13 protein-coding genes are annotated in these 16,838 nt (G+C 29.9%); 1 reads left to right on the plus strand and 12 read right to left on the minus strand.

Going from position 1 to position 16,838, the window contains the following annotated elements; translation table 11 throughout:
* Nucleotides 1-439: 439 nt before the first annotated feature.
* Complete coding sequence (locus tag PG912_RS07940; RefSeq protein ID WP_275687109.1) at nt 440-1,591, minus strand: class I SAM-dependent methyltransferase; 1,152 nt, start codon at nt 1,589-1,591, stop codon at nt 440-442.
* A 258-nt stretch (nt 1,592-1,849) separates the two neighbouring features.
* Between PG912_RS07940 and PG912_RS07945 the strand changes: the two genes are divergently transcribed.
* Nucleotides 1,850-4,336 (plus strand): T9SS type A sorting domain-containing protein, encoded by a 2,487-nt coding sequence (locus PG912_RS07945; RefSeq protein ID WP_275687110.1) that lies wholly within the window; start codon nt 1,850-1,852, stop codon nt 4,334-4,336.
* A 267-nt stretch (nt 4,337-4,603) separates the two neighbouring features.
* On the opposite strand, the gene hisIE is transcribed toward PG912_RS07945, so the two are convergent.
* The 11 genes from hisIE to PG912_RS08000 form a co-directional block, all read right to left on the minus strand.
* A complete protein-coding gene (gene hisIE, locus PG912_RS07950; RefSeq protein ID WP_275687111.1) occupies nt 4,604-5,188 on the minus strand; it encodes a bifunctional phosphoribosyl-AMP cyclohydrolase/phosphoribosyl-ATP diphosphatase HisIE in 585 nt (194 codons plus the stop codon).
* The gene (gene hisF / locus PG912_RS07955; RefSeq protein ID WP_275687112.1) at nt 5,185-5,937 is read right to left on the minus strand and encodes an imidazole glycerol phosphate synthase subunit HisF; all 753 of its coding nucleotides are present in this window, start codon (nt 5,935-5,937) and stop codon (nt 5,185-5,187) included. Before hisF ends, hisIE begins: the two co-directional genes overlap by 4 nt.
* A 79-nt stretch (nt 5,938-6,016) precedes the next feature.
* Nucleotides 6,017-6,736: a 1-(5-phosphoribosyl)-5-[(5-phosphoribosylamino)methylideneamino]imidazole-4-carboxamide isomerase gene (gene hisA / locus PG912_RS07960; RefSeq protein ID WP_275687113.1), complete on the minus strand. Its 720-nt coding sequence runs from the start codon at nt 6,734-6,736 to the stop codon at nt 6,017-6,019.
* A gap of 10 nt (nt 6,737-6,746) precedes the next feature.
* Nucleotides 6,747-7,328, minus strand: a complete 582-nt coding sequence (gene hisH, locus PG912_RS07965) for an imidazole glycerol phosphate synthase subunit HisH (protein ID WP_275687114.1) — start codon at nt 7,326-7,328, stop codon at nt 6,747-6,749.
* A 154-nt stretch (nt 7,329-7,482) separates the two neighbouring features.
* Complete coding sequence (gene hisB, locus PG912_RS07970; protein WP_275687115.1) at nt 7,483-8,616, minus strand: bifunctional histidinol-phosphatase/imidazoleglycerol-phosphate dehydratase HisB; 1,134 nt, start codon at nt 8,614-8,616, stop codon at nt 7,483-7,485.
* Between the two features lie 120 nt (nt 8,617-8,736).
* Nucleotides 8,737-9,765 (minus strand): histidinol-phosphate transaminase, encoded by a 1,029-nt coding sequence (gene hisC, locus PG912_RS07975; RefSeq protein ID WP_275687116.1) that lies wholly within the window; start codon nt 9,763-9,765, stop codon nt 8,737-8,739.
* Nucleotides 9,758-11,044, minus strand: coding sequence for a histidinol dehydrogenase (gene hisD / locus PG912_RS07980; protein WP_275687117.1), 1,287 nt, complete (start codon nt 11,042-11,044; stop codon nt 9,758-9,760). Before hisD ends, hisC begins: the two co-directional genes overlap by 8 nt.
* A 12-nt stretch (nt 11,045-11,056) precedes the next feature.
* On the minus strand, nt 11,057-11,914 hold the full coding sequence (hisG, locus tag PG912_RS07985) for an ATP phosphoribosyltransferase (protein ID WP_275687118.1): 858 nt from the start codon (nt 11,912-11,914) through the stop codon (nt 11,057-11,059).
* 255 nt (nt 11,915-12,169) lie between these two features.
* Nucleotides 12,170-13,642, minus strand: a complete 1,473-nt coding sequence (locus tag PG912_RS07990) for a tetratricopeptide repeat protein (protein WP_275687119.1) — start codon at nt 13,640-13,642, stop codon at nt 12,170-12,172.
* Nucleotides 13,643-14,867: 1,225 nt separating this feature from the next.
* Nucleotides 14,868-16,256: a pyridoxal phosphate-dependent decarboxylase family protein gene (locus tag PG912_RS07995; protein WP_275687120.1), complete on the minus strand. Its 1,389-nt coding sequence runs from the start codon at nt 16,254-16,256 to the stop codon at nt 14,868-14,870.
* A 62-nt stretch (nt 16,257-16,318) separates the two neighbouring features.
* Entirely contained in the window at nt 16,319-16,822 is a 504-nt protein-coding gene (locus tag PG912_RS08000; protein ID WP_333780703.1) for a cysteine dioxygenase, read from the minus strand.
* Nucleotides 16,823-16,838: the final 16 nt, after the last annotated feature.

Genomic DNA, 16,838 nt, shown 5'->3' on the forward strand with positions numbered 1-16,838 from the left:
TATTTCTAGTTATTTTATTAAAACCTGCAAAGTTTTTAAAAACAAAAAAATCACCAATAATGGTGATTTTTTTCATGAAATATATCAAAGCATATTCTATAAATATCAAATTGTTATTCTGAATTTATTTCAGAATCAAATTCTCTTAAGGCAAACTAAATTATGATGAGAACCTGAAATAAATTAAGGTTTGCATAAAATCTACATAAAAAAACATAGTCGTCATACTGAACTTGTTTCAGTATCACATCCTAAAAAGCAATACTAAATTGCCTCGAAAACCTGAAATAAATTTAGGTTGACGTAAAATCTACATAAAAAAAACATAGTCGTCATACTGAACTTGTTTCAGTATCACATCCTAAAAAGCAACACTAAATTGCCTCGAAAAACTGAAATAAATTCAGGTTGACGTAAACATTAATCAGTCAAAATACGCTTATATAAGTGTTTCTAAATAGTGATTTTCTATAGCGTAGGCTTCTTTTAAACCAGCTATTTTATTATCAATTTTAGAAATATCATTCTTTTTAGATGATTTACTTGCCACTAACATTACATTTTTACGTGTATGTTCGTTGCTTATAAATTCAAATACTTTCGTATTGTAATTACTTTTTTCTAAAATAAGCGCACGAATCGTATCGGTAACCATTTCGAATTGGCGCTCTTTAAAGATTCCGTATTTTAAAAGCGGACTCTCCTGCTCTTTTCCTTTTACTTGCTGGCGGATTTGTTTATGACAACATGGTGCACAAATAATTAATTCAGCTTTAGCTGATAAACCTTTGTAAATGGCATCGTCTGTTGCGGTATCACATGCATGTAAAGCAATTAAAATATCAATTTTATTATTATCATATTCCTGAATTGGCTGAGCTACAAACGATAATTTTTTAAACTCAGATTTTTCGGCAACATCGTTACAATAATCCACCAATTCTTTACGCAATTCAATACCAGTAACTGTGGCACTGTATTTTTTTTGATTTACTAAATAATCATATAAGGCAAATGTTAAATAACCTTTACCCGATCCCATATCAACAATATTAATATGTTTTGGTAATTTAGTAGATTTTAATAAACCTTCAATAATCTCTAAATATTTATTAATTTGACGGTATTTATCGGCCATTTTATGAATAACCTTACCTTCTTTATCTGTAATTCCTAAATGGTGTAAATAACTTCCAGCTTCCGCTAACCGTTCTTTAGGTTTATCGTGTGTTACAGGTAATTTATTTTTAAAACTTGCAGCATTTTCACGATAAGAAACCTTTTTCTTTTTTGAAATAAAAACCAACAAATCCTTGGCTAACGTAAATAAAGTTGCTGCTCTAAAATTATCCATCAATAAGATTTCTAATTCAGATAGTGCTTCAGTAATCGTATAATTTTTAACCTTATCGTTTGTTGTATAATGATACGTAAACTGAAACATTTCTGTTCCTTTTATTGCTACTAAACGAATATATATATTTGGTAAACCATCACTCTTTTTGATAGGCTTACTTAAAGTCATTTTTACAAAATCGGTATCTAAAACACTTTTACTTAGTGTATCTCTTAATTGTTGGAATTCATTCATACTGCAAAAATAAATAAGATTGTTTTTAAAAACACCATAATTAAAAATTAGTTTTTCTCCTCTTGATTCTCAACTTAAAAAACACGAGCTTCGCTAACGTTGAATCTAAATAATTAAAAAAGTTATATTCTTAAAAAAGTTAACCTTAAATAAATCGGTTGAATAATTAAAAAAAAGATAATTTTTCTTTTTCTAAAATGATTTTTTCTTATTTTTATACCTATTACTTCGTGTTTTAAATTCTAAAAGCTTGTATTTATGAAGAAACAATTACTAATTCTCGTATTAGCAACTATATTTTGTATCCAAATGGGATATTCACAGACAACTTACACTGTGACTTCTACTTCGAAAGATGGACCTGGTTCAATTAATGAAGCTATCGATCTCGCTAACATCAATCCTGGGGCAGACATCATTGAATTTACACCTGGATTACAAATAAACGCAACTCATCTTGGATATATACCGGGGGGTCTAGGCGATTATATGTTAAACATTACGGAATCCGTTACAATAGACGGAAAAGGGGGCGCCTTAATTGGTTCGCAAAGATGGATAAATGCTAGTGGTGATTGGAATTCTATAAACGATTGCCCAGGTAAGGTCCCGAGTGGAAGTACTCTTGCGTCGATGCCCAATTTTATGCAGGTTGGGATTATTAATTTAGATAACACAGGTATTACTGTAACCGTTAAAAATTTATCTATAGAACAATTTAATTCTATCGCTGAGGTAAGAGATAATGCCGTTTTAGAATTTGAAAACTTTAATGCCGATAAAATATGGTCAACTCTTAGTTGTAACCCCAGAAGTCTGTTAAATGCAGGTACTGGTTCCTCTATTTCTATAAAAAACTCACAATTTACGAATACCAAAAACTGGGGAACTCTAGGTTCTGCTTCTGAAATTAATAGTTTAAATGCAGGTGATTTAACTGTAGAAAATACACTGTTTTTTAATAATAATGGCGGAGACTCTTATGCCATCAGTTGGGATGGTCAAGCAAACTCAAAAGTAAATATTGTAAGTTCTAGATTTATGTCATCCGGTGGTATACAAGTATCAGGAAACGTAAGTGTTAGTAATATTGTGAACTCAATATGGGTAAATCAAGATAATCAAAATCCAAAGTTTGGTGACCGAATTATCAATGACGCTAGTGGAGACATGAATATTACGGCATCCTCATTGATGTGGAATAACAACAACTGTGATTTTTCTTGCCAGACTGAGCAGAATTCATCACCGCTCATTGTGCGTAAAGGAGCTGGTAAAATAAATTTCATCCAGTCAGCAATCGGCATCAATTTTCCAAGTGGTTCAGCTACGCTTGTGAATACACTAGGCAATACAGGTACTGGTGATGGATTTACTGCCGACGACAATACTTATATACAATCTACTACTAATCAAAATACGGCTGCACTAATAGCCATTACATCTCAACCTAGTCTATATACAACTGGAACTGCTTTCACTGGCGAAGTTATTGCTTCTACTTATTATTTCGATGTAGAAATGGTGACACCGGCCTTTCCAGGTGAGTTGATAGATCAAATCCTGTCGAACAAAGTCTTGTTGCATCCTATTACAAATGCCACTATAACTAAGGATGTGTTAGGTAATGACAGAGTTGATGCTAACGGTGACCGTAATATTGAAGCCATACAGGTCTCACTGGCTCCATTTTTAAGCCTTGTAGGAATTGGAGATGGAATTGTAAATTTGGGCTGGATCGAACCACTTCACCACAATGGTTTACCGATTCTTAGATATGAGATAGAGTATTATGATGGAGGATTTGCCCCTATCTCAATAATTATTGACCCACCTGTTCTTAGTAAAACAATAAGCAGTCTAGCAAATGGAACGGAACATAAGTTTTATGTGAGAGCCATATATGATAACGGCAATGTAGAAGCAGAGGATTCATTAAGTAATGAAATAGCAGCTAAACCTTATGGTTCTATGGTTGCTCCAACACTAACCGCTACACCGGGTAGTAAGGAGGTAGCCCTTTCTTGGAATGTATCAGATTTAGGTGGACGTACTTTTCAACAATACACAATTCTTTGGTATGAACAGGTTTCAGGAGATTTTGTAGGGGCGCATACCACTACTGATCGTAATGAGACCACTTATATAGTAAGCGGTCTTACAAACGGCACCATCTATGATTTTAAAATAACAACAAGAGCCTCAGAAGATACGAGTCCTGCTGGTACTGCAAGTGCCACACCCTTAAGTTTGGTAATACCAACTCCAATAGTCGTAACTACTTCGGGTGATAAACAAGTTAGAGTTTCATGGAATCCTATAGATTTAGGTGGTCGTACGTTTAATTCATACACATTACAATGGAAAGTAAGCGGATCTTCAAATTTCATTGGAGATAAAGTAATTTCTGATATCAATACAACAACTACAGTAATAACAGGTTTAACAAATAAGAATACTTATGAGTTTAATGTCGCAGTAACTGCAACGAATGGAGATCGTAGCGATTATGGGGTTTCCATAGCTACACTGGTTTTGTTTTATCCAAACCCAGTTAATGATGTCTTTTACATCAATTTATTAGATGAAAATATTAATGTTAAACTCTTTTCCATGAATGGAGCTCTTTTAAAAGAAGTAAAAAACAAGAAAACTATTGATATTTCTAACTTTAGTAGTGGAACATATATATTACAAATTCAAATTAAGGATAAAATATATTCTAATAAAATTTTGAAAAATTAATAAAATTTACTCTTTGATAAGGAAACTCTTTTAATAAAATCATATTATTTGGCCTACATCTTAAAAAGATAGTTAAAGACTTAAATTAGTCATAAAAATTATTACTGTAAATAAAATAAACTGGTAACAACAACAACATATATGAAAAACAGCGAGTTTTGTGCTTAAACTAAAGATATATAACAAAATAAAAATCAGTTATAATCCAAAAAATTAATGCTTCAAAATTCGCGATTTTTCATAGAGAAAACCATTAGTAACTAAATTTTAATTTCTTTCTTTTAAAACAGCCTCAATTTCACTTAACGTAAATCCTTTTGCTTTTAAAAGTATTACTATATGATAAAATAAATCGGCCGCTTCATTTTTAAATAAATCAGCATCATTATCTTTTGCTTCAATAACCAATTCCACTGCTTCCTCTCCTACTTTTTGAGCTACTTTATTAATACCTCTTTTATATAATTTGTTTGTATATGATTTTTCATCGTTAGTATCTATACGATCGTTAACAATTCGTTCTAATTCATACAAAAAACCTTTTGGAGTTTCTTCCGCAAAACAAGAAGTAGTTCCTTTATGACAAGTTGGACCTGCTGGCATTACTTTTATTAAAATAGTATCGTTATCACAATCTATCTTAATGTCTTTTACATCTAAAAAGTTACCAGACTCCTCACCTTTTGTCCATAACCTATTTTTACTTCTACTAAAAAAAGTTACTTTATTATCTTTCTTTGTTTTTAAGAAAGCTTCTTCGTTCATATACCCTAACATTAATACTTGTAATGTGGTATTATTCTGAATTATTACAGGAACTAACCCGTCTCCTTTTGTAAAATCTATATTCATCGTACTGGTATATTTTGTTCTTTTAAATATTCTTTAAGCTTTGGCACTGGTATTTCAGCGAAATGAAAAATACTGGCTGCCAAACCTGCACTCGCTTCTGTTTTTGTAAATACATCTTTAAAATGGACTTCCTTACCGGCTCCGCCTGATGCTATTACAGGTATATTTATGGCTTTACTAACATCATTTGTTATATCTAGCGCAAAACCTGCTTTTGTTCCGTCATTATTCATTGATGTTAATAAAATTTCACCTGCCCCTAATTTTTCAACTTCCTTAGCCCAAGCAACGGTTTCTAACTCAGTTTCATGAGTTCCTCCTTTTGTAAATACTTTCCAATTATTAGCTACATTTTTGGTATCAATAGCAACTACTACAAACTGACTTCCAAAACGATTTTTTAAATCGGTTATTAACTGCGGATTTTTAACTGCCGATGAATTGATACTTACTTTATCTGCACCTGCTTTTATCAAAGCCAAAGCATCATCAACAGTACTTATTCCTCCGCCAACTGTAAAAGGTATATTTATTTCTTGTGCAATTTTTTCTACTAACTCAACCAACGTTTTTCTGTTTTCGAGCGTTGCAGTAATATCTAAAAACACCAACTCATCAGCACCATCTTTTACATATTGCTTTGCCAATTCAATCGGATCACCTGCATCTTTAATATCAATAAAATTAACACCTTTTACGGTGCGCCCATTTTTGATATCTAAACAAGGTATTATTCTTTTTTTTAACATATTTAATAGTTATCATCATTTTAAAAATCAAAAGAAACCTTTAAAAGATCACTTCGTTATTCTTTCTTGTAATGATGTATTATTTTATTATAAAATTTTCTAACTGCTTTAACGAAATTCTATTTTCGTAAATCGCTTTACCTAAAATTGTACCTTCACAACCTATTTCTTTAAGTCGTATTAAATCATCAATATTAGCAACACCTCCACTTGCTATTAAGTTAACGCCACTTTTACTTAATATTTCTTGATACAACTCAACAGATGCTCCTTGTAGCATTCCGTCTTTAGCAACATCTGTACAAATAGTATTTTTAATTCCTAATTTCTCATATTTTATGATAAAATCAATCACCTCTACTTCTGATGTTTCTAACCATCCGTGTGTAGCAATTTTACGATTGATACAATCGGCACCTAAAATAATTTTATCGCTACCATATTCTGTTAACCATCCTGTAAAAATATCAGGATTTTTAACAGCGATACTTCCTCCTGTTATCTGACTTGCGCCATTATCGAAAGCAATACGTAAATCTTCATCTGATTTTAATCCACCACCGAAATCGATTTTTAAACTTGTTTTAGCAGCTATTTCTTGTAACACTTTATAATTTACAATGTGTTGCGATTTAGCACCATCTAAATCTACTAAATGTAAATATTCGATTCCGCTATCTTCAAATTCTCTCGCTACTTCAACAGGATTTTCGTTATATATTTTTTTGGTTGCATAATCGCCTTTTGTTAAGCGTACACATTTTCCGTCAATAATATCTATGGCAGGTATAATTCTCATTTTCTTAATTTTATAATTCTAAAAAGTTTTTTAATAATTTTTCACCGATGCTTGCTGATTTTTCTGGATGAAATTGCATGGCATAAAAATTATCTTTTTGCATAATCGAACTAAATGGTTTTATATAATCACAAGTTGCAATAGTATTTTCACAAACTTCGGCATAATAACCGTGCACATAATATACATCTTCATTAATAGCTAGATTCTCTACTATTTTTGATGATTTTATTTCTGAAAAGTTATTCCATCCCATGTGTGGCACTTTCATTAAAGGAGGGAACTGTTTTGTTACGGTATCAAAAATACCTAAACATGTTGTGTTACCTTCTTCTGATGATGTGCACATTAATTGTAAACCTAAGCAAATACCCAATACTGGCTGAGTAAGAGATACTAAAAGTTCGTCTAATTTACGTTCTTTTAAATAAGCCATTGCAGAACTTGCCTCTCCAACACCAGGAAATATTACTTTATCAGCTTGTAGTATTTCTGCTGGATTATCAGTTATTATACTTTCATAACCTAAACGGTTAAGTGTATTTTGAACCGATCGTATATTACCGGCATTGTATTTTATAATTGCAATCATATATTAATTTTTAATTATGAGGCTTCAATTATGATTTGTAGTTATTGTAATGATAACAATTTCTCGATACAAAATTAATTTCCGCTTCGCTACAACCAATTTTACTCGAAATGACAAAAAAATCACAATAGAACTACATAAAACTTATAATTATCTATAGCGTTCCTTTGGTTGATGGTAAAATCATTTTACTAGTATCTCTCTTTACAGCTACTTTTATCGCTTTTGCAAATGCTTTAAAAATTGCCTCTATTTTGTGATGCTCGTTTGTTCCTTCTGCTTTAATATTTAAGTTACATTTTGCTCCATCTGTAAATGATTTAAAAAAGTGGAAAAACATTTCTGTTGGCATTTTACCTACCATTTCTCTTTTAAAATCTGCTTCCCAAACTAACCAATTTCTACCTCCAAAATCAATAGCTACTTGCGCTAAACAATCATCCATTGGCAAACAAAACCCGTAACGCTCTATTCCTAATTTATTCCCTAATGCTTTATTAAAAACTTCTCCTAACGCAATAGCAGTATCTTCAATAGTGTGGTGCTCATCAACTTCTAAATCTCCTTTAATCTGAATATCTAAATCCATTTGCCCGTGACGTGCAATTTGATCTAACATATGATCGAAAAAATCAATTCCTGTACTAATATTACTTTTTCCTGTTCCGTCTAGGTTTAATTGAATATCAATTTTGGTTTCGTTTGTATTTCTAACAATACCATCGGTTCTTTCTTCTAATTTTAAAAACTCATAAATAGCATTCCAATCACTACTTTCTATAGCAATAAATTCGTCTAAATCACTTCTTTTTACCGTAATTTCATCGGTTCCTAAAAAAGTTTCATCATTGATGTAAATTCCTTTTGACCCTAAGTTTTTTGCCAATTCAATATCCGTTAAGCGATCTCCGATTACAAATGAGTTTGCTAAATCATATTCTTCAGAAAAAAACTTGGTTAATAAACCTGTATTTGGCTTTCTTGTTGGTTGATTATCTTTTGCAAAAGTGATATCAATAATTTCTTCAGTAAAAACAATTCCTTCGTCTTTTAAGGTTTTCATTACAAAATTGTGCACAGGCCAAAAAGTATTTTCAGGATATACTTCGATCCCTAAACCATCTTGATTGGTTACTAAAACCAACTCGAAATCTAATTCATTTGCAATTTTACTTAATCCTTGAAATACCTTCGGATAAAATTCTAATTTTTCGAATGAATCTGTTTGTTCATCTGCAGGTTCTTTAATTAAAGTTCCGTCTCTATCTATAAATAATACTTTTTTCATGTTCTTATTTTTAATTTCGTTCGTCAACCTGAATTCATTTCAGGTTCTCATTTCCATAGTCATTTACTTGATGAGATTCCGAAATGAATTCGGAATGACGTTCTGAATATTATAGCTATTTTATACGATTGATTTTAATGCTGTAATTAGTTGTGTGTTTTCTTCTTTACTACCAACTGTAATTCGTAAACAATTATTTACTAAACTGTTTCTGTTACGTGTAATTATTTTTTTAGCTACCAATGTATTATAAACTACATTTGCATCAGTAACTTCTATTAAAATAAAATTAGCTTCAGTTGGATATATATTTTTGATAAGCTTGATGTCTTTAAACTCATTCATTAACCGATCTTTTTCGTTAATGATTGTGTTTTTATTCGCTTCGAACAAAGAAATATTATCTAATGAAGCAATAATTGCTTCTTGATTTAACGTACTTACATTATAAGGTGGCTTTACTTTATTATACAAATCTATAACGTTAGAATTTGCATAGGCAACTCCTACTCTTGCTCCTGCCATTCCCCATGCTTTACTAAAGGTTTGACTTACAATTAAGTTCGGATAATTAGCCAATTGTGTTGCGTACGAATCTCTTGTACTAAAATCGATATAAGCTTCATCAATAATTACCATTCCGTTAAAATTATCAAGAATATACTGAATAGTTTCATCCTCAAAGCAATTTCCTGTTGGATTGTTTGGCGAACAAATAAATATAATTTTTACATCCTCCATATCTAAATATGGCTGTAACTGATTTAAACTTATTTGAAAATCATTTACCAAAGGTTGCTTAATTAGCTCAACATCATTAATACTTGCCGATACATCGTACATACCGTAAGTAGGTGAAAAAGTTAACGCTTTATCTTTACCTGGTTCACAGAAAATTCTGAATGCTAAATCGATTACTTCATCACTTCCGTTTCCTATAAAAATCTGATTATTCTCAACGTTTTTTATAGTTGATAATCGTTCTTTAATTTTTGTTTGCTTCGGATCTGGATACCTATTTAAAGTTCCAAACGGATTTTCATTAGCATCTAAATAAACTTCCGCAGTTCCTTTAAACTCATCTCTTGCTGATGAATATGCTTTTAACTTTTGAATGTTCTTGCGAACTATTTTTTCTAAACTAAACATTTTCAATCTCTTTTAATCTTAATGTAACAGCATTTTTATGCGCCTGTAACCCTTCAGCTGCTGCCATTATTTCAATCGTTTGACCAATATTTTGTATTCCTTCTTTAGATATTTTTTGAAACGTAATACTTTTCATAAAACTATCTAAATTAACACCTGAATAAGCTTTTGAAAATCCGTTTGTTGGCAAGGTATGATTCGTTCCTGAAGCATAATCGCCAGCACTTTCTGGAGTGTATTTTCCTATAAATACCGAACCTGCATTGGCTATTTTATCTATAAAAAAGTCATCATTTTTAGTTACTATAATTAAATGTTCAGGAGCATAATCATTTACAAAATTAATTGCTTCATACTCATCTTTAATTAAAACAACCTTTGTGTTTTTTAATGCTTTTTCAGTAATCTCTTTTCTAGATAAGTTAAGAAGTTGCGCGTCTATTTCTTTTGATACTTCGGCAATTAAATCTAATGAATCTGATACTAAAACAACCTGACTATCAGCTCCGTGTTCTGCCTGGCTTAATAAATCGGATGCTACAAATGCTGCATTAGCCGAGTCATCTGCCATTACTAATAATTCACTAGGACCAGCTGGCATATCAATTGCAATTCCGTATTGCGTTGCCAATTGTTTTGCTACCGTTACATATTGGTTTCCAGGATCGAAAACTTTAGATACTTTTGGTATCGTTTCTGTACCAAATGTAAAACTAGCAATAGCTTGTATACCACCAACTTTATATATTTTAGTTACACCACAAAGTGCTGCTGTATATAAAATTGCAGGATTAATTTCTCCTTTTTTATCCGGAGGAGAACATAAAATAATTTCTTTACAACCTGCAATATTAGCTGGTGTAGCTAACATTAAAACGGTAGAAAATAACGGAGCAGTTCCGCCAGGAATGTACAATCCTACTTTTTCAATAGGTTTTTTTTCTTGCCAGCATTGTACTCCTTTTGTTGTTTCTATTGCTATTCTTTCGGTTTTTTGAGCAGCATGAAAAACTTCAATATTTACTTTTGCTTGTTGAATAGCATTTTTTAATTCTTTAGAAACTAAGTTTTCGGCATTTTTAATCTCTTCTAAACTAACTTCTAATGTATCTAAATTTATACCGTCAAAAAGGGCTGTATACTTTTTTACTGCAATATCACCTGACTCTTTAACTTCTTTGAAAATATCATCTACAGTTTGTGCTATATCTTCAACAGATTTTGTGGGTCTTTTTAATAACGATTCCCAATTATCTTTATTTAATTCTACTGCTCTCATCTACCTTAATTTTTAAACAACCATTTTCTCTATAGGACACACTAAAATACCTTCTGCTCCATTAAGTTTTAGCTCATCTATGATATCCCAAAACTCATCTTTATCTAACACTGAGTGTACAGAGCTCCAACCTTCTTCTGCTAATGGTAAAACTGTTGGACTTCTCATTCCTGGTAAGATATTGATAATTTTTTCTAATTTATCATTAGGCGCATTTAACAAGACATATTTAGAACGCTTTCCTTTTAAAACTGATTGAATTCTGAATTGTAATTTATTTAAAATAGCTTTTCTTTCTTCAGAAATTAATGGTGAATTAGCCAAAACTGCTTCTGAAGTTAATAATACTTCAATTTCTTTTAAACCATTTTTAAATAAAGTAGATCCGCTTGAAACGATATCACAAATTCCGTCTGCCAATCCTATATTTGGTGCAATTTCTACAGAACCATTAATGATGTGCAATTGTGCGTCTATTTTATTTTTAGCTAAATATTTCTTTACCGTTTCTGGATATGAAGTTGCAATTCTTTGTCCGTTTAAATCCTTTAAAGAGTTTGCACCAGATTCTTTAGGAACTGCTATAGAAACCTTGCATTTAGAAAATCCTAAACGCTCTACAAATTCTAAATCATTTCCTTTTTCTATCAGTACATTTTCGCCAATAATAGCAATATCAACCACACCGTCTCTTAAATACTGAGGAATATCTCCGTTACGTAAATAAAAAACTTCTAAAGGAAAGTTACTTGCTGATGCTTTTAGTTGGTCTTTACCATTATCTATAGAAATACCACAGTCTTTTAAAAGTTGTAATGAATCTTGATTTAGTCTTCCTGATTTTTGAATTGCTATTCTTAATTTACTCATTTTGTTTGTTAATTTATTTGAGTAAATCTTAGCTTGGAGATAATTTCCTTTTTGGAAATAAAAAACCCGTTTGATTTACTCAAACGGGTTTAAAATATATTTTTGATTTTATTCAATACATCTTCAGTTCGCTTGAGTGCAAAATATGATGATGGTGATGATGTAATTGATTAAAATTCATTATTATTCTTATTGATGATGCAAATATGCTACTTATAATTTAAATAATAAAATTTATTTCAAAAAAAATAAAATTTACAAATTACTTAGTAAGTCGTGTAAATTATCCTCTTTTTCTAATCCCATTTTTTTCTTTATCCTATACCTTGTTGTTTCAACGCTTCTAGGAGATACATTTATTAGCTGAGATACATCCTTACTCTTTAAATTAGAAACAATATAAGTACAATGCTTTAAATCATTAACAGATAAACTCGGTGCTATTTTTTTTAATTTACTAAAAAACTCAGGTCTTATTTTTTCAAACTGGACTTTAAAATCATCCCATAATTCTTCTTCAGAAATTAAACTCAATAACTTTTTATTTACGGTTATTAAATAACTAGACGCCTCTGAATTCTGTTCTGTATAGCTTTCTATATCATCGCTTATTTTCTTAATAGTATCGTTATAGGTTGTTATTTTTAATACACGTGAAAACAATGTTTGTTCATTTAAGTTTAAAAGAGTTAGTATTTCATTTTTTTTATCCCTTAAATCTTCATTATTTATTTTTAACTCAGAAATTAACTGTTTTAAATCGGTATTTAAATTTTTAATTTGTTTATTTTTATTTTTGTTTTTTCTGCCTAGAAAAATAAAAAATATAGTTAATGCTATAAAAAAAACAGCGGTTATTCCACTTACAATAAGTTTCGTTTCTTGGTTATTAATTATAAGGTTTTGTTTGTCCTTTAATTCACTTTCTAACTCTAACTCCTTTACAAAAGAAGCCTTAATTCTTTTTTCGTCGTTAATAATTGTTTCTTCTAAATTTTTATTAACCTCCTTATATTTTTGTATAGCTAAGGTAAAATCACCTTTACTTTCGTAATACTTTGCATACGAAGCGTTAATTAAACTGTAAAGTTCACTATCTGTTTTAATTGTTAAACTTTCTGCTTTTTTTAAATTTATTAAAGCCTCTTCATTTTTTTTAAGCTCAAAATAATTGTCAGCAATAAAATAATACATCTTACCTACACCATCGATTCTTTTTCCGTCTTTTACTATGAACTTTAAAAAACTTTTTGCATAAGTTATAGATTCTTGCCACTTCAATTGTTTTCTTGCGTTTATAGTTAAGTTATAATACGCATCTATTAATTGCGATAAATTGTCAATTTCATTATAATTAGCTATTGCTTTTTTAAAATATTCTCCTGATTTAACATAATTTCCGTAAGCCTTTGAAATGATTATTCCTCTAGAATTATATATGGATCCTTTTAAAAACGTATCGTTTGTTTTTTCTGCTAATTCAAATGACTTAACAAATAAATCTTCCGCTTTTTTAAACCTATTTAATTCCAGATTATTAACACCTTTTAAGTATAAAATCTTACTATTAATAGAATCTTCCTTAATTGTAAATTTATTAAGTTTAATAATTGATAATAAACTATCTAAAAGTTGTGGCTTTTCATCATTTTGAAATGTATAAAAACCTTTAACAATTATTTCTTTATATTCTTTTTTTGAAACACTTTCTTTTTCTTGTCCGCTCATATTTATAGTAAACAACAAAAAAATTATGATTCTAAAACTCATTTTACTCTTAAAAAGAACTCTCATTATATACTTCATCAATACTACACAATGCCCCCGCACTGAAATTAAATGTCACTTTTCATTAAATAACATCTTAAATATACGTCAAATATACTACACAAAACAAAAAAACATCTTTTTTAAAAGATTGAAAAAAAGAAAGCTAAAATAAATTTATAAAATAATTAATGCCTTAAAACTAAAAAAGAACATCATACTACTTAACTAAAAAAAACAAAACCACTGGCAAAACACAAACAATTAAAAAACAATAAATTAACACTTTTAAAACATATTTACTATTCTATATCAATCCTAAACAAACATCTTTTTATTCAAACAAAAACCCAATGCTGTTTATTAATATATGTAAATAAAAATATACATCAAAATCACTACAAAAAATTTACACACTCTTTATTCGGATATATTTGTAGAGAAGTTATTAATTATCCCCTTAACTAATGACTTTCTTAATTAATCCCTCAATTAATTAAAGCCATCATTATTAATACCCCTTTTTAATTAATAATGTACATCTCAAAAACTATCAAAACACTATTCCCCTATATATGTTTTGATAGTTTTTTTCTTTCCCTAAAAAAATAAACAAACTTTTAAAATAACTAAAATCAGCTTTAAAGAGGATGATAATTTCTTCTTTGATATATTACTTTTATAGTAATAAATTTAAATTCAACAATAAAAATAACCACTTCAATTTTCTAAAACAGAAAACAACATTCATTTATAGACTTTTATACTACAATAAACAGTTTTTTTATTTTTTTTAATCAATGGCTATAAAATATACATCAAAATTACTACAATCAATTTACCCTCCTTTTATCCTCATATATTTGTAACGAAGTTATTAATTCCCCTAACGAATAACTTCCTTAATTAATCCCCTAATTAATTAAACTCCTTTTTATTGATTAATCCCTTTTAATTAATAATGCATAATTTTAAAACTACCAAAAGCAGTATTCCCCCTACATTTGCTATGGTAGTTTTTTATTTCTTTCCATAAACACACAACAACAATTTTTTAAAACAGTAAACCACCTCTAGAGGTGGTTTACTGTTTTAAATATCAGTATAAATTGAATTCTTTTTTAAAATGACTTATCTTCTTATAAAAGAAAAACAGTAGACTTTCTTTTACCAATTTTTAAAGAATCTATTCTACTCCTTTTGTTAAACTCGGTGTTCTTTCTACAAATTCTTCTAATACTTTAAAGAAATTAAAGATATCAGTTTCCTCATTATTTGCATTAATTGTTACCAATCTAATAAAAGTATCTTCTTCAAAAGATCCGAATCCTACAACAGTAATTTGATCTTCGTACAAAGCTGTACAAAGCGCTATTGGATCAATATTTTTATAATTGAAACATATAGAAATAGAATTATCAAAACTATAAACTGTATAATCGGAATTATTTTTAATATAATTTAAAGCAATTTTTGCTAAATCAAATTGTTGCTCTACAATTTTGCGCAATCCAAATGTTCCTACAGATTTCCATAATGTCCAAAATTTTAAGGCATCATTTCTTCTTCCGCATTGAAAAGAAGTTTTTCCTAAGTTAAAATCGTCACCATCTGTTTGATACAAATAATCAGCTTCATTACTAAACGAATCGTGCAGTTGTTTTTTATCATTTACTAAAATAATTGAACACGTCATTGGCGTTCCAATCATTTTATGGGCATTATAACTAAATGAGTTTGATCTCTCAACTCCTTTTACAAGGTGTTTATAGGTAGCACTAAAAATTACACTTCCACAATATGCACCATCTACATGAAGCCATATATTATACTTATCTGTGATGTCTGCAATTTTATCTATCGGATCAAAAGCTCCTAAAACGGTGGTTCCGGCAGTTGCATTTACATATGTTGGAATAAATCCATTATTAAGATCTTCAATAACTTGTGCTTCTAATAGTTCCGGAATCATTCTTCCCTTAGCATCCGTTTTAATATAACGGATATTTTTTCTTCCTATTCCTGTAAAACTTGCATTTTTAGCATTCGAATAATGAGATTCTTTAGAAGTATAAATAATCATTGGTTTCGACATTCCATCTAACCTGCACATAGGATCTTTGGCGTCTCTAGCCATAACCAAAGCCATGTAATTACTCATGGATCCACCTGTTGGAAATGTTCCGTTACTTTGAGACCCATACCCAACTAAGTCGCAAGATTGTCTAATAATTTCTTGTTCTATTCCTACTTGAGGTCCTGCAACTTTGTATGTGTACATGCTGTTATTTAACATCACAGCTAATAAATCACCTAAAACAGCTTTGCTTTGTCTTCCGCCAAAAAGTTGGTTAAAAAATAAGTTTGTTGCTGTTTTGGGAGTCGAAATAAGTACATCTCGGAGCAATATTTTAAACTTATCATCAATCATTGCTGACTCATTTAGCGAGAGATCAATAGACTCATATAATTTATTCGAATCTATTCTTTCTGCTACAGGATTTTTTTCTTCTTCATTAATTAACCCCTCCACGAGTTCATTAAATAAAGCTAAATCTTTACTTATATCAGACATTTTATGCTACTTTTTAAAAATTGATTATAATTATACAGTCGTACAATAAGTTAATATTCTATCTACAAACGTTTTTGTTTTCTCGTCAAATGCTCTGCACTTTCGAATAGGTTTTGCGTATAAATGAAGTGACATACTTCTTTTTTTGATAAATTCTCCAAACTATGAAAACCCATAAAATCTTTCATATAAGTTACAGTATTTTCTTTTGAAACAGATGATTTAACAAAAGTAAGTCCGCCTACTTCATCTTCTTTATAAATAGTTTCTCGAAACTCTCCTTCAATAACTTTCACCCAACATTCCTCACCACCATGATCATGAATTGGAGTTATTTGTCCTTGTTCCCAACAAAGTAAGATCAATTCAAACTTTTCGTTATTAACAATACAATTTCGAGTGTAACACTCTTCAGACCATGAAATATAGTCTTCAAAAGTTTTTATCGGTAATTTTACTGAATGTATTATGTGATTGAAGGTCGTCCTCTCTCCTTCTGAAAGTGCGGTAACTAATTCATCTAATGATTGAATTGTTTTTGTGGTATTTTCGTTAGAATTTAAAATAACATGCTGCTTTTTT

The organism is Tenacibaculum retecalamus (assembly GCF_027941755.1).
GTDB classification, from domain to species: Bacteria; Bacteroidota; Bacteroidia; order Flavobacteriales; family Flavobacteriaceae; genus Polaribacter; species Polaribacter haliotis_B.